The following is a 19,495-nucleotide window of genomic DNA, read 5'->3' on the forward strand; positions in this document are numbered from 1 at the left end:
TTAGTCCTTGGGTTTAAAGGTCAGTTTTACTTCGCGTTGTGGAATTTTGCCATTGTCGTCTTTCGGCAGGCTTTCTGCGCGAGATAAAGCAAGCAAGACCGCTCGATCCCAGCCAGCATTACCGCTGGAGGACTGAATACTCGTACTCAAAATAGCCCCATCTGGAGCAAGGTTCACCAAAATGACTGCAGCAGGGTTGCCGCTGATGGATTCTGGGTTAAAGACAATCAGTGGTTTAACTTTCTTAATGACTTTGTCTGTCCAGCCTGGAGGTGCGTTACCTCCGCCACCAACACCACTTCCGACCGTGCCACCACTGCCGCCCTCAGCACCCGCTGCAGCACGTAAGCGGGCTAACTGATCTGAGCGTGCTTTTTCTGCAGCAGCATTGGCTTTAGTTTCTGCGGGTGATTGAGCTTTCGGAGCTTCTGCTTTTTTCGGCGGCTCTTCTTTCTTTGGTTTTTCCTTCTCCTTTGGTGGAGGAGGCTTTACTACTTTTGGCGTTTCTTTAACTTCTTTTTTCGGCGGCTCTTTTTCTACCTTCTTTTTCTTGACGGCAATATCAGCAGCTTCTTCTTTCACTTCAGTTTTGAGTTCAGGTTCTGGTGGAGTGACTACTTGCGGAGCTGAATCCCATAGCTCCACTTCAACACCAGAAGAGCTCGTGTTATTCCAGCTAATACCAATCATCAAGAAGGCGAGTAAGCCTAGATGAACTACTAGTGAAAATGTAAAAGCGCGCTTAGTACTTTCTGCTTTCGTAACTCGACCTCGTTTAAAAGGCGATATGGGAGATGGAAAAGTAGATGCGCTATTCATGGGCAATTAAAACAAGCCTCTAAGCCTTATTGGGTCTTCACGGCCAGGCCAACACGCTTCACACCATTCTCTTTAAGCTTAGACATGACTTCCATCACGGTCTCATATTTGATGGACTTATCTGCAGCAATAACGATGGGTTGATCGGCAGACTTTTCAGCTTGTGATCGAGCGAAGGCGCCGAGTTCAAATTTATTCAGAGTTTGAGTTGGGTCACCATCTTTTTTCACAATGACATTTTCGTTTGCATCAATCGTTAAAAAGACGGGTGGTAGTGATTGCACTTTTGCGCCACCAACGGTGGGTAGATTCACCACACCTGGATTAACCATAGGAGCAGTGACCATGAAGATCACTAGTAATACCAACATCACATCGATATACGGTACGACGTTAATGTCAGACATTGCCCGACGTTTATTTTTGCGTAATGAAGATCCGGCCATAATTGTTTAGCGACCTGATGTTTGACGCTGCAAAATATTGGTGAACTCTTCGATGAAAGTTTCAAAGCGAATGGAGAGGCGATCCACATCTGTTGCAGCGCGGTTATAGGCCACCACCGCCGGAATCGCCGCAAACAAACCAATGGCGGTTGCTACCAGCGCTTCTGCAATACCCGGTGCTACTGCTGCCAGGGTGGCATTTTGAACGTTAGCCAAACCACGGAAGGCGTGCATGATGCCCCAGACGGTGCCAAAGAGGCCGATGTAAGGAGAAACCGAGCCCACGGATGCCAGGAAAGGTAGATTGGCCTCTAGGAGGTCCATTTCACGTTGGTAGGTGGCTTTCATGGCGCGGCGGGCTGCATCAATCTCACGACCCTTTGTGAACTCCTGCATGCCAGCTTCAAAGATGTGTTCTAGGACGGCATCGCTACGAGTATTACGCTGGGCGGCCTCCAGGAGGACTTTAAGGTCTCCACCAGCCCAAAAGTCACGCTCAAAGCGCTCGGTATCCAGGCGGACCCCCCGTAAAACAGCTGTTTTCTTGAAAATAATGGTCCAGGAGGCGATGGACATACCCAGTAATAACAACATTACCAACTGGACTAATAGGCTGGCATTGAGGACTAGGGAGAGGAATGAGAGGTCTTGTGTAGAGGTCATGGTGGATTTTGTATGATGTAGGTTGATTTTACTAAGTTAATTCACTCAGCAATCCAACTTCTTCAGGATTATTACCATGTTTGACCGTCAGAACACTTTAGCCAAAACCGATCCCCAGCTGTGGGAAGCCATCCAGAATGAAAATAAGCGTCAAGAAGACCATATTGAGCTCATTGCTTCTGAGAACTATGCCTCACCAGCAGTCATGCAAGCACAGGGCTCTCAGTTGACCAATAAGTATGCTGAAGGTTATCCAGGCAAGCGTTATTACGGTGGTTGTGAATTCGTGGACGTAGCTGAGCAATTGGCGATTGATCGTGTGAAAGCACTTTATGGTGCTGAAGCAGCGAACGTGCAGCCGCATTGTGGCGCCTCCGCTAACCAAGCAGTTTTCTTGGCTTTCTTAAAACCTGGCGATACCTTCATGGGTATGAGCCTTGCTGAAGGTGGTCACTTAACGCATGGCATGGCACTCAATATGAGTGGCAAGTGGTTCAATCCGATTTCTTATGGTCTCGATAAAAACGAAGTGATCGACTATGAGCAAATGGAGCGTTTGGCGCGTGAGCACAAACCCAAATTAATTATTGCTGGTGCATCTGCCTACTCTCTCAAAATTGATTGGGAGCGTATTGGAAAATTAGCAAAAGAAGTCGGTGCCATTTTCATGGTGGATATGGCGCACTACTCTGGCCTGATTGCTGCTGGTGTTTATCCAAACCCAGTGCCTCATGCAGACATTGTTACTTCTACAACCCATAAGAGCTTGCGCGGTCCCCGTGGCGGCATTATCTTGATGAAGGCTGAGCACGAGAAGGCGATTAACTCCGCAGTGTTCCCAGGCTTACAGGGTGGCCCTTTGATGCATGTGATTGCTGGAAAGGCAGCAGCATTTAAAGAGGCGCAAGAGCCTAGCTTTATCGATTATCAAAAGCAAGTTATTGCGAATGCAAAAGCACTTGCAGAAACTTTGATTGCTCGTGGCTTACGGATTGTTTCTGGTGGTACAGATTCGCATGTGATGTTGGTAGATTTGCGTGCCAAGAAAATGACTGGCAAAGAAGCTGAACGTGTATTGGGTGAAGCCCACATTACTTGTAACAAAAATGGCATTCCGAATGATCCAGAAAAACCAATGGTGACAAGCGGTATTCGTTTAGGTTCACCAGCGATGACAACGCGTGGATTTAAAGAAGCGGAAGCGCGACAGGTTGGAAACTTTATTGCAGATGTTTTGGACAATCCAAATGATCCAGAGAATATCGCTAAAGTACGCGCGCAAGTTTCTGAGCTGACCAAGCGTTTCCCGGTTTACGGTTAAGCAACGAACCAAAGTAAAGAAGAGCTAATTGCGCTGCCCTTTTTGCCATAACGAAGATACCCAGGTTTTAGATACCCGTGTGTCGGACGAGGGCGATACTATTCGCCGTCGTCGCCGTTGTGCCAAATGCGATAAGCGTTTTACAACTTATGAGCGCGTTGAATTAGCACTTCCTGCCATCGTGAAGAAGAATGGCAGCCGAGTTGAATACAGTCACGATAAATTGGCAAGCTCCATAAAGCTCGCCTTGCGTAAGCGCCCAGTTTCTTCAGATTCAGTTGATGAGTCGATTGCCCGGATTGAGGAAAAGCTTCTCAGCCTGGGTGAAAAAGAGATACCCAGTGAGCGCGTAGGAGAATTGGTGATGCGTGAGCTTAAGCGCCTAGATAAAGTGGCTTACATTCGCTTCGCCTCTGTTTACAGAAGTTTTGCTGACATTGAGTCCTTTGAGAGTGCCCTCAAAGAGTTGAAGTAAATCCCTGGGGTTTTAGTTTTTTTGATTTTGTTGTGCTTACACTTTTTATTTCCTTGGCGCGATTTTCAATACTTCTAACTGATTCCAATAGTTCAGACGTACTCAGCAAGCCGCTTTGATGAAGCCCTCGCAAGGTTTCGATCATTTCAGAGATGATTCTGCTTCTCATTTTTTTATCTCCCATGCAGTAAATTTAGCATCCCAAGCCAACCCTTAAAAGTTTGTTAAATGGCTATTTTCATTAAATGGTCTTTGCATGTATACTGTAATCGATTGGTTACAATTGAAGCATGTATGAAATCAATAAAACAGTTGAATTTGACGTCTGGCTGAAGGCTATTCGAGACCCTTTAACTCGAGGTAGATTATTGACAAGACTGCGTAGGGCTGCATTGGGAAATTTGGGTGATGTTGCCCCAATAGCTGACGCAAATGGAATTTGGGAGATGCGAGAGCATTTTGGTGCCGGCTGGAGAATGTATTACCTAAGGCGTGGAAGGGTAGTCATCTTAATGTTGGGTGGTGGTTATAAAGCAACTCAAAATGCTGATATCAAGAAAGTTAAGAGGCTACTTCTAGCGATGGAGGATTAAATGAAAAATACAAAAAAGATCAAAATAAAAGATTTACCTAAATTTGATGTTGTAGATTATTTAAAAACAGAGGCGGATATCGCTGGATATTTGACTGCTGTATTGGAAGATGGAGATCCTGCATTATTTGTTGCAGCAATTGGCGACATTGCTAGGGCAAAAGGAATGACTGCCATTGCCAAAAAGAGTGGGGTAACTAGGGAATCCCTTTATAGAGCCTTGAAAATTGAAGCACGCCCACGATTTGAGACGGTAACCAGAGTCATACATGCCTTGGGTATGAAATTAAGTGTTCATGCATAAAAAAAGGACTGCAATGCAGTCCTTTTTGCTGATGCCGATTAAATTACTTCAATTGAGCAAAAATGGAAGCTGTAATATCTTCAACATTACCAGTACCACTCACCTTGCGATAGGCTGGTGCTTTTACCTTATCTGCTGGATTGGCTTGTACAGCCCAAGAAGAGTAGTACTCAACTAGAGGGCGGGTTTGGTCATCGTAAACTTGCAAACGCTTACGCACTGTTTCTTCTTTGTCGTCATCGCGCTGAATTAAATCCTCGCCAGTCACATCATCCTTACCAGCCACTTTTGGTGGGTTGTATTTGATGTGATAAGTGCGGCCAGAAGCCGGATGAACACGACGTCCGCCCATACGATCAATGATGGCATCAAACGGTACATCGATTTCTAAAACGTAATCGATTGGGACGCCAGCATCTTTCATGGCTTGCGCTTGTGGAATGGTTCTTGGGAAACCATCAAACAAATAACCTTTGCTGCAATCAGGCTGAGTAAGACGATCTTTCACAAGGCCAATGATGATGTCATCGGAAACCAAGCCGCCGGCATCCATAATTTTTTTGGCAGCAATACCCAGTTCAGTTCCTGCTTTCACCGCAGCGCGCAACATATCACCTGTGGAAATTTGTGGAATAGCGAACTTCTCGCAAATAAACTGAGCTTGTGTGCCTTTTCCAGCACCTGGTGCACCGAGCAGAATTAACCGCATTGTTTTCCCCTTAGAAGAGCTGACATTGTCCCGTATTTTGTTGGGATCTTAATTGCTTATTGCCTAGGATTATCCCCGAGAAGCATGGCAATAATAATGATTTTGTTTTGAAGTCTGAATCAGACTAGGGGCGGCCCAGTAACTGACGCACTCTTTCCAGGTCTTCTGGGGTATCAACGCCTGCTGGAGGGGCCTCTGGCGCAATATGAACCGCAATACGGTATCCATTCCAAAGGGCGCGCAGTTGCTCTAGGGCTTCCGCTTGTTCTGGGGGAGCTGGCTCAAGGCGGCTGTAGGCTTGTAAGAAATCCGCTCGATAGCCATAGATCCCCAGATGACGTAAATGCTCGGTGGTTTGCTTAACTTGAGCATCTCTGACAAAAGGAATGGGCGCTCTTGAGAAATAAAGTGCCTCTCCAGAGCGATTCAGGACAACTTTCACCACATTCGGATTATTAATCTCTGTAGCATCGGTAATTGGAACGGCGACGGTGGAGATTGCGCACTCCGCATGCTCTGCCAGAGTGCTGGCAACTTGATTGATGAGCTCTGGCGGAATCAGCGGTTCATCACCCTGAACATTGACTACCAAGGCATTGCTGGGAAGTTTGAGTAATTGCGCGACTTCCGCAATGCGATCAGTGCCAGTTGGGTGTTCAGCACTAGTGAGCAAGCATTCAATCCGAAACTCATTACAAGCCGCTTGAATTTCTGGTGAGTCAGTAGCTACTACAACGCTGTGTGCGAGAGACAACTTGGCACGCTCTGCCACTCGAATGACCATCGGTTTACCGCCAATATCCGCTAATGGTTTGCGCGGCAAGCGAGTGGATCCCAGTCTCGCTGGGATGACCACTAAAAAATCTGGAGCCTTAAGAGAAGCGTTCATTGAGGAGCTGAATTCAATCTATCAGGCGAACTCATCAGCACTTAGGCTGCGCGCTTCATCCACTAACATTACCGGCACATCATCACGAATTGGGTAAGCCAAACGATCTGCCTTACAAATAAGCTCATGCTTGTTAGCATCTAAATGCAATTGGCTTTTACATAAGGGGCAAACCAAAATATCGAGTAGTCGTTTATCCATGATGTCTTTAGTGGGAGATAGATGAAGGGGATTACACAGTGTAGTGCTATCTGCGTTAAACCTACAAGGTGTAACGATAAGGGTCTGGTCTTTGTAGTATGGATTGCAACCATTGGGCAAAACTATCTGGGAGGTGTAGTGTCATTGGTGCTACCCAAATGCGCTCATCGGTAATACCTGCACACTTAACAGCATCTTTTTCAGTAATTAGGATGCATTGGGCATTCAGGCCCTCAAAAAACTCAGGAGTGAAGGTAGCGTGATCTGGCAAAGGAATAGATTTGCCAGCAATGCCTTGAGCGAGAAGGTCATCAAAAAAGCGCTGAGGGTTGCCTAGAGCTGCAACGGCAGTGATCTTGTTAGGTATATAGCTATCAGCAATTTGAGAGAGTGTTTGGTGATTGCTTGGATTGATGAGTTGATAGGCGTTACCCAAATTACCTAAAAGTGAGAATGCGCGACGCCCCAGAAAGTATTCATCTTGCTGACCAATCTTGTGGATGCTATCTTTTGCTTTACCGGTAAATAGGGTTGCATCACGTTCACGTGTAGCGGGTTCACGCAAGGGGCCTGCTGGTATTAAGAAACGATTACCTTCACCACGCCCATCGCGCACCACCAATTCGATATCACGACCGCCTTCACGAGCGGGCCAACGAGCCAAGCCAGTATGTTGCAGACCATCATCACTAATGATGACATTCACATTGGGGGAGTGCTTTAGCAAAGCTCGAATACTCTGCCGACGTTTCGGAAAAACCCAAATGGGAAATTGATTATGTGTACGTTTAGCAATTAACACTGGCTCATCACCGACCAATGCGGGATCGGAATCACTCTTGACTTGAAGAGGGGCTGGTTGTGAGGAAGAGCCATAACCTCTACTGATAATTCCGGGACTCCAGCCTAATTGTTGCAAACGTTCTGCTAATGCAATCACGATGGGCGTCTTACCAGTGCCGCCCACTCGAATGTTTCCTACGATGATGACGGGCGCAGGAGCTGGGTACTGTTTGATGAAGCCTGTATCCAAAACCAATTTTCGAATACGGAGCACTAGACCATACAGCCAAGACAAGGGCCACAAGATCAAACTAGTGGGACCACGTCTTTCCCAGAACTTAGGTGCTTTACGGAAAAAAGAAAAGGACATGAAAATAGGTTTCTGAGTGCGTAGCTTATTTCTTGGTTTGACTGCTAAACACAACATTAGAGAGGTTGGCATCTCGCGCAGCTTCGAGTGCGCTCATTACCGCTTGATGTGGTGCTCTTGCATCGGCATCAATATTGACTTGTAAGTTACTTGCTAAATCTTTCTTATTATCAGTTTGCCCACTTAATTGCATGAGGGCGCTACTGAGTTGAGAGCGATCAGTTACTTTACCGTTAATTGCAAAGCGCCCATCTCGGCTAACAGCGATATGGATCTGCTTAACTTCTGCTTGGCTCTCGCTGCCGTTGGCAGTTGGCAATGTAATGGCTAATTCTTGATAGCGCGTGAAGGTGGTAGAAATCATTAAAAAGATCAGTACCACTAACAACACATCAATAAAAGGAATCAGATTGATCTCTGGCTCTACAGGTGCGGTAGTGGCTCCTAGAGAAAAACGTTTGCGCGCATGCGCATGTGTTTCTAACCAGCTCATGAAGCGGAATCAGTCGGATACAGTTTTTTAAAGATTTGACGAGTAAATTCTTCGCACTCGCGTTGACGTTGATTTGCCATAGCGCGCAAACCTCGCCATGCCGCTAATGCAGGAATTGCAATCAACAATCCAAAGGCAGTGTTATATAAAGCAACAGAAATGCCATGAGCTAATTGCTGAGGGCTGCCGGCTGCACCATTGATCGCGCCTTGACTACCGAAGATCTCAATCATGCCAACTACAGTGCCAAATAAACCGAGTAAGGGTGCAATAGTGGCAATCGTAGCCAGTGCACCAAGATAGCGATCTAACTTCAGCCAAGTGCTTTGAGCAGTTGCTTGAAGTTCTTCTAAAGCGCTTTCAGCGCTGCTGCCACTGAGCTTTTCTCTGAGAGTGCATGCCAGCAGTGGACTAGCTGGAGAGAGTTGCGCTAACTCAGCTAACTGTAACTCGCTTACTGTAGAGCCAGCTTTAGAGTTAACCATTTGATTGGTAAGGGAAAAGGCGGTTTCTAGACAGTTTTTGGGAAAAATATGGGTCTGACGTAGATACCAGCAACGCTCCAAGGCGATTGCTAAGCCCAAAATAGAAATAACAAGAAGGGGCCAAATAGGCCAGCCAGCGGATAGTAAGATGGAGTACATAAGCTCAGTACTTTAGCTGAATTAAAAAGCCTGTTTCGGAAAGCGTGCCTGTGGATAACTCTGTGCAAAACTTTTTTGGATTTGCGCTGTAAGTCCTTGATTGATGGTGAAACCAGTGATTAATTGCTAGAACAGCGTTTTTTGAAGTTGATTAATTATTATATAAATCAAGGGCTTAGTATTGCTTTGTTGGATTTATGAGACGTTTTGGGTCAGTAATTACTTACTTATGAGTATTCAACCTAGGGCGTATTGGTGTCTGTGGATATTTATTGGCGCCTAAGCCTGATGGGTGCGAGATTGAAGAGAAAAAATGTCGGAAATATCAAAGGAAATTCTGAGTGTTGGCGATCTCAACCGCGCCATTGCCGCATCTTTGGAGGAGCGCTTTGATACGGTCTGGGTAAGCGGGGAGATTTCGAACTTCAAGGCTTATGACAGCGGCCATTGGTATTTCTCTTTAAAGGACGAAGAAGGTCAAATTCGCTGCGTGATGTTCCGGGGCCGTAATGGCCAGGTTGGGTTTATGCCGCAATCCGGAGATTTGGTTGAAGTCAGCGCTAATCTGGGCATGTATGTCCCGCGCGGAGATATACAGCTAACCATTCATACCCTGCGTCGCGCAGGCATGGGTGGTTTATACGAAGCCTTCCTCAAGCTCAAAGCCAAACTTGCCAAAGAGGGCTTATTTGATGAAGACCGTAAACGAGAGATTCCAACGCATCCTAGATCAATTGGCATCATCACATCTCCTCAAGCCGCAGCGCTAAAAGATGTCTTGAGTACATTAGCAAGAAGAGCGCCACATATTCCAGTTGTGATTTATCCAACGCTTGTGCAAGGTCCAGACGCACCCGCCGGAATTATTGCCGCACTAAAAGCAGCTGAAAAAGAAAATGTGGTGGATGTCATTTTGCTGGTACGTGGTGGTGGCAGCATTGAAGATCTCTGGGCATTTAATGATGAGCAATTGGCGTATGCAATTGCAGATTCATCGATACCAGTAGTCAGCGGTGTTGGTCATGAGACTGATTTCACAATCGCTGACTTTGTATCTGATCTGCGTGCACCTACACCAACGGGCGCTGCTGAATTAGCGGCACCCCGCAGAGATCAAATGTTGCAAGAGTTAGATGCCATCATGCAAGCATTGACACAACGCATTAACCAGCGCGTAGAACGTGAAGCACAAACCTTGGATCAATTAGCCCTGCGACTTAGTCATGCCTTACCTAATCCAGATCGTATGCGTGAGCAAATACAAGGTTGGCAACAACGCCTGAACCAAGCCTGGTCTGTACGCATGGATAACTGGAAACGCAATCAAACGCATTATCAATCTCAATTAGAAATGCTGAACCCTCAGAGAACATTAGAGCGGGGATATGCGGTGATATTGAGTAAAGAAAACGATCAATTACATGCTGTACGCAAACCAAGCGAGCTTAATACAGAGCTCGCCTTTGAGATAAAGCTAGCCGAGGGTCAAGCGGAGGTCCAGTTCTCAGAAGTGCTCAGAAAATAGTCATATTGCAGTCTTGACAAAGCGTACGCTTTTACGTACTATGTGCTCTGGAGGTCATTATGACAACTATCACTGCAAGTGAAGCTAGAGCAGGACTTTATCGCTTGATTGATCAGGCGGCAGAGTCCCATAAACCTGTGACGATTTCTGGAAAGCGGGCTAACGCCGTGCTGATTTCTGAAGAGGACTGGAGTGCCATTCAGGAGACGCTATATCTCATGGCGATACCTGGAATGCGTGAGTCCATTAAAGATGCGATGGCCGAACCATTATCAAAGAGTAAAAGGGTATTGAAGTGGTGACTTGGAATTTAGTTTTTTCCAAGTACGCAATAAAAGATGCCAAAAAATTATCTGCCGCTGGATTGAAAGAAAAGGCCCAGTCTTTACTTGAAGTTTTAGAGATAGACCCACTACAAAATCCACCACCTTACGAGAAATTAGTAGGAGATTTAAAGGGTGCGTATTCTCGGAGAATTAATATACAACATCGTTTAGTTTATGAAGTTTTTCGCAAAGAAAAAACAGTTCGAGTATTGAGAATGTGGACTCATTACGATTAAGTATTTAAAAAATATTGGGCTCAATGTGTAAAGTCACGCCAAACTGGTCGTGCACTTTATCTTGAATACATTTAGCAAGACCCAAAATATCTTGGGCTGTGCCACCACCATAATTCACTAGCACTAGAGCTTGGTTTTCATATACGCCAACAGCACCCATGCGATTACCTTTAAAGCCGCACTGATCTATCAGCCATCCAGCGGCTAGCTTACGCTTGCCTGGTAAATCGGGGTAAGACACTAGGCCCGTATAAGTCTTGAGAAGGGTCTCGTATTGCTCGTTAGGAATCACCGGGTTTTGAAAGAAACTACCAGCGTTACCAATTACTTTTGGATCGGGAAGTTTTTGTGTACGAATTTTACAAACTGCCAAGAAGATATCTTCTGGACTGGGGTCGGCATTAACCGCAAACTGCTTGGCAAGATCTGCGTAATGAATGCGGGCTTGCCAAGCTTTAGGCATTTTAAAAATAACCTTTGTCACGATAAAGCGACCGGGGTTTTGCTTAAAGTAGCTATCGCGATACGCAAAGCAGCATGCTTCTTTTGGCAGAGTGACAAAGGCATGGGCTTTGGCGTCAAAGGCTTCGATGCGATCAATGTATTCGCCGATCTCAACACCATAAGCGCCAATATTTTGTATGGGAGCAGCACCAACAGTTCCCGGAATTAAAGCCAGGTTTTCAAAACCAGGCAGATCGTTCTCTAGAGTCCAAGCAACTAGCTCATGCCAGCCCACTCCAGCACCAACCGATAAATAAGTGGCATCTTCATCGCTGGAGAGGATTTCTTGCCCCAGAATGTTTATCAAGAGGGTCGCACCAGGAAGTGCGCTTGGCAAAATGACATTACTGCCACCACCCAATACTCGCCATTGCAGTTTTTGGTCGGCAATCCCCAACATCACTGCCGGAACTTGCTCTGGGGTGCTAATTTCATAGGCGAGTTCAGCTACGGCATCTAGGCCAAAGGTATTGCGGTGCTTGAGCCCTAAATTCGGGATCAATTTTGCAGGGGTGGACGCATTTGGGGCGCGAGTCATGCCACAATCTTATTCGTAAACGAATCTAGGGCGGTTTTTTTGGTCATAGAGCAAGAAACTCTAGCCATGAGCATTAGAAATTCGCAAAAATAGAACTTAAACCAAATAAGCAAGATTATTGAAGGAGTTGAGATGCCAACATTTGACGTTGTTTGTGAGCCGGACATGGTGGAGCTCAAAAATGCGATTGAGCAATCAAATAAAGAAATTAGCAATCGTTTTGACTTCAAGGGCTCCGATAGCCGTGTAGAGCAAAAAGACGAGACTCTCATTTTGTTTGGCGACGATGACTTTAAGTTGGGTCAAGTGCGTGATGTTCTGATTGGCAAAATGGCAAAGCGCAATGTGGATGTGCGCTATCTCAAAGATGACAAAACAGAAACGATTGGCAGTGATAAGCGCAAGCAAACTATGAAGATTCAAAAAGGGATTACTTCAGAGTTGGCTAAAAAAGTAGTACGTATTATCAAAGACAGCAAGCTCAAAGTGCAGGCAAGCATTCAGGGTGATGCGGTACGTGTTACTGGTGCTAAGCGTGATGACTTACAAGAAACAATGGCACTACTTAAAAAAGAAGTAACTGAAGCGCCATTAGGCTTTAATAATTTCCGTGACTAATGTTGCGTCACCTGCAATAGCCCCAGCAAGCCAAGAAGCCATTGAACGCTTCTGCGATGCTTGCTGGTTGGAAGATGGGCTTGCTCAAAATAGTTTAGCTGCATACCGTAGAGACTTATTGCTATTGGCCCAATGGCTTTATAAAGAGACTGGCGGTGATCTTTACGGCGTTACAGAAAAAGATCTCACTGCTTATATCGCTCATCGTAGAGCTGATAAAGCTACTACTGCCAATCGACGTTTAACAGTTTTCAAACGTTTCTACCGTCATGCCCTGCGTATCAATTTAGTGAAGAGTGATCCTTGCATAGGATTACGCGCTGCTAAGCAAGCGCTGCGCTTTCCAAAAACATTAAGTGAAGATCAGGTAACGGCACTACTGAATGCGCCTGATATCGAAACGCCTTTAGGTTTGCGTGATCGCACTATGTTAGAGCTGATGTATGCCAGTGGTTTGCGTGTTTCAGAAATCGTCTCATTAAAAACGGTGGCACTCGGTTTAAATGAGGGTGTAGTACGGGTAGTCAATGGTAAAGGTGGTAAAGAGCGTTTAGTCCCATTTGGTGGTGAAGCAGGGCAGTGGTTAAGAAAATATTTAGCAGAAGCGCGTACTCCATTATTAGAGGGCAAAACAACAGATGCGGTATTTGTAGGTCGCCATACTGGCACCGGTTTAACTAGGCAAGCTTTTTGGGCATTGATTAAGCGTTACGCGACAGTAGCAAATATTCCTGTGGCCCTCTCACCCCATACCTTGCGTCATGCCTTTGCGACCCATTTACTCAATCATGGCGCCGATTTAAGGGTGGTTCAGCTGCTTTTAGGGCATGCGGACATCTCTACTACTCAAATCTATACCCATGTGGCCAGAGAAAGACTCAAATCCATTCACCAGCAACATCATCCTCGGGGTTCTTAAGCGCTTTCCGAGCCAAGGTTTGGCGTCTGCCTGCATTCATAAGTGTTTAAGATAGCGGTATGGACCTTACTTTAGATCTTTTGTTGATCCCCATTGCCTATTTCATTGGCTCTATCTCTTTTGCGGTCGTGGTGAGTAAGTGTATGCGCTTGCCTGATCCCCATTCTTATGGCTCAGGTAATCCAGGGGCAACCAATGTTTTGCGTACCGGCAATAAATTGGCTGCAGTGTTGACCTTAATCGGCGATGCCCTTAAAGGATATTTTGCAGTCATGCTCGCACGCGTATTGTTAGGTGATGAGTCATTAACCTCGACATTAAATTCTTGGTTGCTTTGCGGAGTAGTGATCGCTGTTTTTCTGGGCCACCTCTTTCCGATATTCCACGGCTTTAAAGGTGGCAAAGGGGTTGCTACAGCCTGCGGAATTTTGTTTGGTATTAATTGGATCCTAGGTTTAGCGACACTGAGTACCTGGATTATTGTGGCGATGTTTATGCGCTACTCATCATTGGCTGCATTAGCAGCTGCAATCTTTGGCCCCATCTATTTTGTTTTCTTGTTTGGCTTTCAGCCTATGGGTATCGCCCTACTTATTGTTTGCCTCTTATTAATTTGGCGCCACCGTAGCAATATCCAAAATTTACTCAATGGAACCGAGAGTCGCATTGGTTCCAAAAAGACTTCTCAATAATTTAATAAAAACGCTCAAAATATGACTATTGCTTATGCTTGCGTTCTCTTTATGGGACTGTTCCCCTATGTTGCTGCTGGTATAGCCAAGAAGGGCTTTCAGGGCTATGACAATGCCTTACCTAGACAATGGCTTGCTCAGCAAACTGGTTTTAGAGCAAGGGCCAATGCCGCACAAGCTAATTTATTTGAGTCCTTGCCCCTATTTTTTGCGGCAGTAATCATCGCCTCGATTGCCAATGCCCCGCAAGCTAGAATTGACCTGCTTGCACTAGGCTTTGTAGCTGCACGAATTGCTTACTTAATTTGCTATGTAGCCAATTGGCCAACGACTCGATCGATTGTTTGGTCGATTGGAATTATCTGCGTTGTCAGTATGTTTTTTCAGCTTTAAGAATTTCAATATTAAATACTATTTAAAACCTAACAATAAGTAAAAATTCGAGACAGACTATTTCTTATGCCTACTAAAAAACCAGCCGCAGCAAAAAAGACTGTAGTTAAAAAAGTAATTGCAGTAAAAAAGACAGCTCCAGCAAAAAAGATCACTACAGCAAAAAAGACCACAAATACAAAAGATGAGGGTGGCTTACCTTTGTCGGTAGTCATTCGTCGCCGTATTGAAGCGCAAAAAGCACGCTTTCATGCGAACGACAATATCTCGGCATTCATTGAGCCAGGTGAGTTAGAGGGATTAGTAGATGAGGTCGCAGAAAAGATGCAGGCTGTTCTAGAGAGCTTGGTTATTGATACTGAAAATGATCACAACACGCAAAATACAAGTCGTCGCGTTGCCAAGATGTATGTCCAGGAGGTATTTAACGGTCGTTATGTAGTTCAGCCTACCTTGACTAAGTTCCCCAATGTGAGCCGTCTCAACGAATTGATGATTATTGGGCCTATTACCGTACGTAGCGCTTGCTCCCACCACCTTTGTCCAATTATGGGTCGCATTTGGATTGGCGTACTACCTAGTAAAGAGTCTGCCTTGATCGGCCTTTCTAAATATTCGCGTCTTACCGAGTGGGTCATGTGTCGTCCGCAAATTCAGGAAGAGGCGGTAGTGGAGTTGGCTGATATGTTGGAGAAAAAAATTAAGCCTATCGGTGTTGCTGTAGTGATGGATGCGGATCACTTTTGCATGCAGTGGCGTGGCGTTAAAGATCGCGACTCGAAGATGATCAACAGTGTGATGCGTGGCGCTTTCTTGAAAGACTCTAATCTGCGTAGAGAGTTTCTGGCGCTGATTGATCGAAAATAGGAATATGAAAAAAGTTCTTATCCTGGTTGTTTTGTTTGCTATGGGTTGCTCTATGGGCCCCAATAGACAGGACTATCAGACCTTAGCGAGTGAAAAAATGGAGTCTCCATTTTTTTATATTCCTCCGCTTAATCAAAAAGACTTCAAAGACCGTACTTGGATTCTGTTAGCAGAATCCAAGACAAAGACTTGGCTCTATGATCCCTACACTTTGAGTGAAGATGAGGATGGCATTCTATCTTTTGCCGCTTACATTGCCCCCAGAGAGAAAAATAATCTACCCGCATTTAATGCCACGATCGTTGGCCCATATTTACAGAAGTTAGATTGTTTTAGTAATAATCAATGGTCAGAAACCCTCTACACCAAAGACTTGCTTGCGCAAAGGCCGCTAGTCGGAGATGCTAAGCCAGTGAACGGTTCTGGCTGGGTCAAGATTAAAGCTAAAACTGCGATGGCTTATGTGCGTTCGCGTCTGTGTGGGCGTAAATTTATTGATGATCAAAACGTCAATTATTTCTTATTCCAAGATGGTGCCTTGCCAGCGCCGATTGCTAAGAAAGCGCCAGAAGAAGTGTTTGATCAAAAACAAAGTAAGCAGATCGTGACTCTTGCGCAAGAAGAGGTCATTGAATCAAGCAATACCAAGCCGCCTATATTTTATGAAGTCATCAACAATGAAGTAACTATCGTAGATAGTAAAAAAGAGATCCGCCAGTTACGAATAAACGCTTACTATCTCGATAAAAATTTATCCAAACAAGCAGACTATATTTTTACAGCTAGCTGCGCAGATAACTCATATGCAATGACTGCTGCTGGAACAGCTCCAAAATCGAGCGCTACTAATGGCGCCATTGCTGCAAAAGATTCATTGTCTGCAGTAGCATTTAATCGCGCCTGCGGCAATCACGGCGCGTACATGAAGATGGCGACCCGAGGCTCCAAATGATGTGTATGCAATCCCGATATATGCGTCTTTTATTTTCAGTATTACTTGGGGTTGTTGTGGTTGCTTGCGCAGGTTTCCCTGACGAGAATGTTGACCCAACCAAAAACAATAAGGCGACCTACAACAAGGATTTAAAAGAGTGCCGCGAGGATTATCCAGAGCAGGGGTCTGGTGTTCACTATCGCCAGTGGATTGGTTGCATGAAACTCAAGGGTTGGAAGTAGATTTGCATTCGAACTCTTGCTGAGAACAATTCTCATCTAAATTTCTATATAAATCAAAGACTTGCATCACCCAGTGACTGAATAAATCTTCTCCACTATGATCATCTGAGTTTTCAAAGTTGCGCATTGCTACAAAGTGCGTTTGCATGTTCATCACTGATTTATTTTTGGAGAATCCATGAAAAATAGTCGTCGCCAATTTATGATTTTGTCTGCAGCTGGTGCTTGTACTTTGGCATTGAACGGTAAAGTTCAAGCTCAAGCAATGGTTGCTGAAACCGATCCACAAGCTGCTGCATTGGGTTACAAAGCAGATGCTTCTAAAGTAGACAAGGCAAAGTTTCCAAAATATGCCGCTGGTCAAAAGTGCGATAACTGTGCTTTGTACCAAGGTAAGCCTGGCTCTCCAGCAGGTGGTTGCTCATTGTTCGCTGGTAAGCAAGTTGCTGGTCCAGGCTGGTGCTCTGCTTACGCTAAGAAGGCTTAATTACCTTTTGCTAGCGTATTCATTCCAGGGCTTTAGATGTCTCGGAATAGAAAAAAGGCTGCTTTTGCAGCCTTTTTTATTACCCTCGCTGAGTCCATCAAGGAATGTGAATGAAGCAGTCCAATAAGCGTTTTTTAAAAGACCTTCTTTTTTATATGGGCGGTGATCAACCGCCTGTGAGTTGGTTGGAGAAAATTCGCTCGGTATTGGGTGCTTTTATTGGCCTTATGTTAGTGTTCACTATCGCCAAACACCTTGGCGAGCTAAGTGGTGTAGATGAATGGCTCATGGCATCCTTGGGAGCAAGCGCTTTATTGGTGTTTGCTCTGCCGGGTAGCCCTATGGCACAACCTTGGGCAGTAATCGCTGGCAATACGCTATCTGCACTAGTCGGAATTGGCTGTTTTCATCTCATTGAACAGCCATTGTTGGCGTTACCTGCGGCAGCTGCACTATCTATTCTCGGGATGTTTGTATTGCGCTGTCTGCACCCACCAGCTGCAGCCGTCTCTTTGATTGTGGTGCTAGGGCATATCGGCAGCTATCGCTATGCCTTTTTCCCTGTAATGGTGGACTCTGTTTTATTGATTCTGGCTGGGGCGGTTTACAGCAATCTGACTGGTAAACCTTACCCCAATAGGCCGCCTAGATAGGGTTCTAGACGGTAGCTGTGTTTTTTCTTATTTGATTTTGCCTGCAGCAATAGAGGCTTTGCAGTCCAAAATAGCGTAGTTCTGGAACTTCCCGGCATTCTCCTTGCGGATAGATTGACCGCACTCAGTTAAGGAATTGCGTAAGTTAATTTTAGGGATATTGCTCATAGTGATGGCTCCTGTAGTGATTTCTCTAGTTATTGTTTGAAATTCAATCTGCAATACAGCGCCATTGTGCTCTTGGCTGACGCTTTTTGGGGTTTTAATAAATTCCCAAGCTTTGCTAAAGAGGGGTCATAAACCCTTTAAAATCTACTTTTATTTATAAAAAGCATATCCATTGCTTTCAATTTCATGGCTTTAGTGATTCCAGTCATTCTTTGCGGCGGCTCCGGTACTCGGCTTTGGCCTTTGTCCCGTTCGGGCTTTCCAAAGCAATTTTTGGTTCTCTCTGGCGACGGCTCATCTCAAAGCCTTTTTCAACAAGCGGTCGAGCGCATCAATTTCGTTGCTAGTACAAAAATTACACTCGGTAATACCTTGGTAGTCACTAATGAAGACCACCGATTCTTGGTGCTAGATCAATTACGTGAAATGAAATCAGTTCACGCCACTTTGTTACTAGAGCCAGTAGGTCGCAACACAGCACCTGCATTAAGCATGGCTGCTTTTTGTGCTCAGCAGTTAGCTCAAGATCAAGATCCCATTTTGGTAATTACTCCAGCGGATCAAACGATTCAAAATCCTGCCGCCTTTACTAAGGCATTGCAAGATTGCATTTCAGTGGTTGAGGTAAATGTACCAAGCATTGCTATCTTGGGTATTACACCAACTGCACCTGAAACAGGCTATGGATATATTCAGCGCTCTGGTGCAAAGGATCAACACAACGCATTTGTAGTCGATCGCTTTGTAGAAAAGCCAGATAGCCAGACTGCACAAAGTTATTTGGCTGATGGAAGCTATCTTTGGAACAGCGGTATGTTTGTGCTCAAAGCCAGTACATGGCTTGCTGCCCTCAGGGAATATCGTGGTGATATCTATGATGCTTCACAAAAAGCATGGCAAGCGAAATCTGAAGATAGGGCCGACGGAGTGCAATTTATTCGCCCAGGCAAAGAAGAATTTATGGCAATTCCAAGTGAGTCGATTGACTATGCGGTGATTGAAAAGTGTCCGAATAGCCAAGGCGGTCAATACAACATCAAGATGGTGGAATTAGATGCCGGTTGGAATGATCTCGGTGCTTGGGATGCAGTGTGGCAAGTAGGCAAACAAGACCAAGATGGTAACGTGACTAGTGGCGATACATTGCTAACGAACTCCAAGAACTCCTTAGTGCATGCCAACAGTCGTTTGGTGAGTGTGGTTGGGGTTGAAAATCTCATCATCGTAGAAACAGCAGACGCAGTACTAGTAGCTGATCGCAAAAATAGCCAAGATGTTAAAAACATTGTGAATCTGCTGGAATCACAAAAGCGGGAAGAGAAAAGTCTGCATCGCAAGGTTGCTAGACCCTGGGGCTGGTATGACAGTGTGGATGAAGGCGAGCGCTTTAAAGTAAAGCGCATTCAGGTCAAACCAGGTGCCAGCCTTTCTTTACAAATGCATCATCACCGCGCAGAGCATTGGATTGTGGTTAAAGGTGTGGCTGAGATCACCAATGGGGATCAAGTAATCACTCTCCATGAAAATCAAAGTACTTATATTCCTCAAGGGCAAACACATCGTTTGGCTAATCGTGGCTCTGAGCCCCTGGAGATTATTGAAGTGCAGTCGGGTAGTTATTTAGGTGAAGACGACATTGTCCGTTTTGAAGACACGTATGGTCGTAGTTGATACCTAAAAAAAT

At 45.2% G+C, this 19,495-nt stretch carries 28 protein-coding genes; 17 read left to right on the forward strand and 11 right to left on the reverse strand.

The window, feature by feature from the left end; all coding sequences use genetic code 11:
• Genes tolA through tolQ form a run of 3 tightly spaced genes read right to left on the reverse strand, consistent with a single transcriptional unit; the run spans position 1 to position 1,928 of the window.
• On the reverse strand, positions 1 to 819 hold the full coding sequence (gene tolA / locus AOC20_RS01460; protein WP_215360813.1) for a cell envelope integrity protein TolA: 819 nt from the start codon (positions 817 to 819) through the stop codon (positions 1 to 3).
• Positions 820 to 845: 26 nt separating this feature from the next.
• Complete coding sequence (gene tolR, locus AOC20_RS01465; RefSeq protein ID WP_068320508.1) at positions 846 to 1,265, reverse strand: protein TolR; 420 nt, start codon at positions 1,263 to 1,265, stop codon at positions 846 to 848.
• A 6-nt stretch (positions 1,266 to 1,271) separates the two neighbouring features.
• Positions 1,272 to 1,928, reverse strand: coding sequence for a protein TolQ (gene tolQ, locus AOC20_RS01470; protein ID WP_215360814.1), 657 nt, complete (start codon positions 1,926 to 1,928; stop codon positions 1,272 to 1,274).
• 76 nt (positions 1,929 to 2,004) lie between these two features.
• Here tolQ and glyA point away from each other — a divergent pair, with 76 nt between their 5' ends.
• The 4 genes from glyA to AOC20_RS01490 all read left to right on the forward strand — a co-directional run bounded on the left by glyA (position 2,005) and on the right by AOC20_RS01490 (position 4,620).
• Positions 2,005 to 3,249, forward strand: coding sequence for a serine hydroxymethyltransferase (gene glyA / locus AOC20_RS01475; protein WP_215360816.1), 1,245 nt, complete (start codon positions 2,005 to 2,007; stop codon positions 3,247 to 3,249).
• Between the two features lie 28 nt (positions 3,250 to 3,277).
• Positions 3,278 to 3,724 (forward strand): transcriptional regulator NrdR, encoded by a 447-nt coding sequence (gene nrdR, locus AOC20_RS01480; protein WP_215360817.1) that lies wholly within the window; start codon positions 3,278 to 3,280, stop codon positions 3,722 to 3,724.
• Positions 3,725 to 4,014: 290 nt separating this feature from the next.
• On the forward strand, positions 4,015 to 4,317 hold the full coding sequence (locus AOC20_RS01485; protein WP_215360818.1) for a type II toxin-antitoxin system RelE/ParE family toxin: 303 nt from the start codon (positions 4,015 to 4,017) through the stop codon (positions 4,315 to 4,317).
• Positions 4,318 to 4,620 carry an addiction module antidote protein gene (locus tag AOC20_RS01490; RefSeq protein WP_215360819.1) on the forward strand — a complete coding sequence of 101 codons (303 nt, stop codon included), beginning with the start codon at positions 4,318 to 4,320 and terminating at the stop codon, positions 4,618 to 4,620.
• Between the two features lie 43 nt (positions 4,621 to 4,663).
• On the opposite strand, the gene adk is transcribed toward AOC20_RS01490, so the two are convergent.
• From adk to AOC20_RS01520, 6 genes are all read right to left on the reverse strand, one after another.
• Positions 4,664 to 5,329, reverse strand: a complete 666-nt coding sequence (gene adk / locus AOC20_RS01495) for an adenylate kinase (RefSeq protein WP_215360820.1) — start codon at positions 5,327 to 5,329, stop codon at positions 4,664 to 4,666.
• A 124-nt stretch (positions 5,330 to 5,453) separates the two neighbouring features.
• Positions 5,454 to 6,218, reverse strand: a complete 765-nt coding sequence (gene kdsB / locus AOC20_RS01500; RefSeq protein ID WP_215360821.1) for a 3-deoxy-manno-octulosonate cytidylyltransferase — start codon at positions 6,216 to 6,218, stop codon at positions 5,454 to 5,456.
• Positions 6,219 to 6,239: 21 nt separating this feature from the next.
• Entirely contained in the window at positions 6,240 to 6,419 is a 180-nt protein-coding gene (locus AOC20_RS01505) for a Trm112 family protein (RefSeq protein ID WP_215360822.1), read from the reverse strand.
• A 61-nt stretch (positions 6,420 to 6,480) separates the two neighbouring features.
• The gene (gene lpxK, locus AOC20_RS01510; protein WP_215360823.1) at positions 6,481 to 7,572 is read right to left on the reverse strand and encodes a tetraacyldisaccharide 4'-kinase; all 1,092 of its coding nucleotides are present in this window, start codon (positions 7,570 to 7,572) and stop codon (positions 6,481 to 6,483) included.
• A gap of 25 nt (positions 7,573 to 7,597) precedes the next feature.
• Entirely contained in the window at positions 7,598 to 8,065 is a 468-nt protein-coding gene (locus tag AOC20_RS01515; protein ID WP_215360825.1) for an ExbD/TolR family protein, read from the reverse strand.
• Positions 8,062 to 8,709, reverse strand: coding sequence for a MotA/TolQ/ExbB proton channel family protein (locus AOC20_RS01520; RefSeq protein ID WP_215360826.1), 648 nt, complete (start codon positions 8,707 to 8,709; stop codon positions 8,062 to 8,064). The genes AOC20_RS01515 and AOC20_RS01520 overlap by 4 nt, the downstream gene beginning before the upstream one ends.
• Positions 8,710 to 9,022: 313 nt before the next feature.
• On the opposite strand from AOC20_RS01520, the gene xseA reads away from it, so the two are divergent.
• Genes xseA through AOC20_RS01535 form a run of 3 tightly spaced genes read left to right on the forward strand, consistent with a single transcriptional unit; the run spans position 9,023 to position 10,796 of the window.
• Positions 9,023 to 10,234, forward strand: a complete 1,212-nt coding sequence (gene xseA, locus AOC20_RS01525; protein WP_215360828.1) for an exodeoxyribonuclease VII large subunit — start codon at positions 9,023 to 9,025, stop codon at positions 10,232 to 10,234.
• A gap of 59 nt (positions 10,235 to 10,293) precedes the next feature.
• A complete protein-coding gene (locus tag AOC20_RS01530) occupies positions 10,294 to 10,536 on the forward strand; it encodes a type II toxin-antitoxin system Phd/YefM family antitoxin (RefSeq protein WP_215360829.1) in 243 nt (80 codons plus the stop codon).
• A complete protein-coding gene (locus AOC20_RS01535; RefSeq protein ID WP_215360831.1) occupies positions 10,533 to 10,796 on the forward strand; it encodes a Txe/YoeB family addiction module toxin in 264 nt (87 codons plus the stop codon). The genes AOC20_RS01530 and AOC20_RS01535 overlap by 4 nt, the downstream gene beginning before the upstream one ends.
• A gap of 4 nt (positions 10,797 to 10,800) precedes the next feature.
• Here AOC20_RS01535 and murB read toward each other — a convergent pair whose 3' ends face one another.
• Positions 10,801 to 11,838, reverse strand: a complete 1,038-nt coding sequence (gene murB, locus AOC20_RS01540) for a UDP-N-acetylmuramate dehydrogenase (RefSeq protein WP_215360832.1) — start codon at positions 11,836 to 11,838, stop codon at positions 10,801 to 10,803.
• A 132-nt stretch (positions 11,839 to 11,970) separates the two neighbouring features.
• Here murB and AOC20_RS01545 point away from each other — a divergent pair, with 132 nt between their 5' ends.
• The 9 genes from AOC20_RS01545 (at position 11,971) to AOC20_RS01585 (ending at position 17,643) form a co-directional block, all read left to right on the forward strand.
• Positions 11,971 to 12,456 (forward strand): YajQ family cyclic di-GMP-binding protein, encoded by a 486-nt coding sequence (locus AOC20_RS01545; RefSeq protein ID WP_215360834.1) that lies wholly within the window; start codon positions 11,971 to 11,973, stop codon positions 12,454 to 12,456.
• Positions 12,449 to 13,375, forward strand: coding sequence for a site-specific tyrosine recombinase XerD (gene xerD, locus AOC20_RS01550; RefSeq protein ID WP_215360836.1), 927 nt, complete (start codon positions 12,449 to 12,451; stop codon positions 13,373 to 13,375). The genes AOC20_RS01545 and xerD overlap by 8 nt, the downstream gene beginning before the upstream one ends.
• 59 nt (positions 13,376 to 13,434) lie before the next feature.
• A complete protein-coding gene (gene plsY / locus AOC20_RS01555; protein WP_215360838.1) occupies positions 13,435 to 14,067 on the forward strand; it encodes a glycerol-3-phosphate 1-O-acyltransferase PlsY in 633 nt (210 codons plus the stop codon).
• A 21-nt stretch (positions 14,068 to 14,088) separates the two neighbouring features.
• Positions 14,089 to 14,460, forward strand: a complete 372-nt coding sequence (locus tag AOC20_RS01560; protein ID WP_215360839.1) for an MAPEG family protein — start codon at positions 14,089 to 14,091, stop codon at positions 14,458 to 14,460.
• 66 nt (positions 14,461 to 14,526) lie between these two features.
• A complete protein-coding gene (gene folE / locus AOC20_RS01565; RefSeq protein ID WP_251373121.1) occupies positions 14,527 to 15,327 on the forward strand; it encodes a GTP cyclohydrolase I in 801 nt (266 codons plus the stop codon).
• 4 nt (positions 15,328 to 15,331) lie between these two features.
• Positions 15,332 to 16,279 (forward strand): hypothetical protein, encoded by a 948-nt coding sequence (locus AOC20_RS01570; protein WP_215360840.1) that lies wholly within the window; start codon positions 15,332 to 15,334, stop codon positions 16,277 to 16,279.
• A gap of 20 nt (positions 16,280 to 16,299) precedes the next feature.
• Positions 16,300 to 16,503, forward strand: a complete 204-nt coding sequence (locus AOC20_RS01575; RefSeq protein WP_251373122.1) for a hypothetical protein — start codon at positions 16,300 to 16,302, stop codon at positions 16,501 to 16,503.
• A 178-nt stretch (positions 16,504 to 16,681) separates the two neighbouring features.
• On the forward strand, positions 16,682 to 16,990 hold the full coding sequence (locus AOC20_RS01580; protein ID WP_215360842.1) for a high-potential iron-sulfur protein: 309 nt from the start codon (positions 16,682 to 16,684) through the stop codon (positions 16,988 to 16,990).
• Between the two features lie 110 nt (positions 16,991 to 17,100).
• Positions 17,101 to 17,643 carry an HPP family protein gene (locus AOC20_RS01585; protein WP_215360844.1) on the forward strand — a complete coding sequence of 181 codons (543 nt, stop codon included), beginning with the start codon at positions 17,101 to 17,103 and terminating at the stop codon, positions 17,641 to 17,643.
• A 27-nt stretch (positions 17,644 to 17,670) separates the two neighbouring features.
• Here AOC20_RS01585 and AOC20_RS01590 read toward each other — a convergent pair whose 3' ends face one another.
• Positions 17,671 to 17,811 carry a hypothetical protein gene (locus tag AOC20_RS01590; protein ID WP_215360845.1) on the reverse strand — a complete coding sequence of 47 codons (141 nt, stop codon included), beginning with the start codon at positions 17,809 to 17,811 and terminating at the stop codon, positions 17,671 to 17,673.
• Between the two features lie 186 nt (positions 17,812 to 17,997).
• On the opposite strand from AOC20_RS01590, the gene AOC20_RS01595 reads away from it, so the two are divergent.
• On the forward strand, positions 17,998 to 19,482 hold the full coding sequence (locus AOC20_RS01595; RefSeq protein ID WP_215360846.1) for a mannose-1-phosphate guanylyltransferase/mannose-6-phosphate isomerase: 1,485 nt from the start codon (positions 17,998 to 18,000) through the stop codon (positions 19,480 to 19,482).
• The last annotated feature ends 13 nt before the right edge of the window (positions 19,483 to 19,495 follow it).

It is taken from the genome of Polynucleobacter ibericus, assembly GCF_018687955.1.
GTDB classification, from domain to species: domain Bacteria; phylum Pseudomonadota; class Gammaproteobacteria; order Burkholderiales; family Burkholderiaceae; genus Polynucleobacter; species Polynucleobacter ibericus.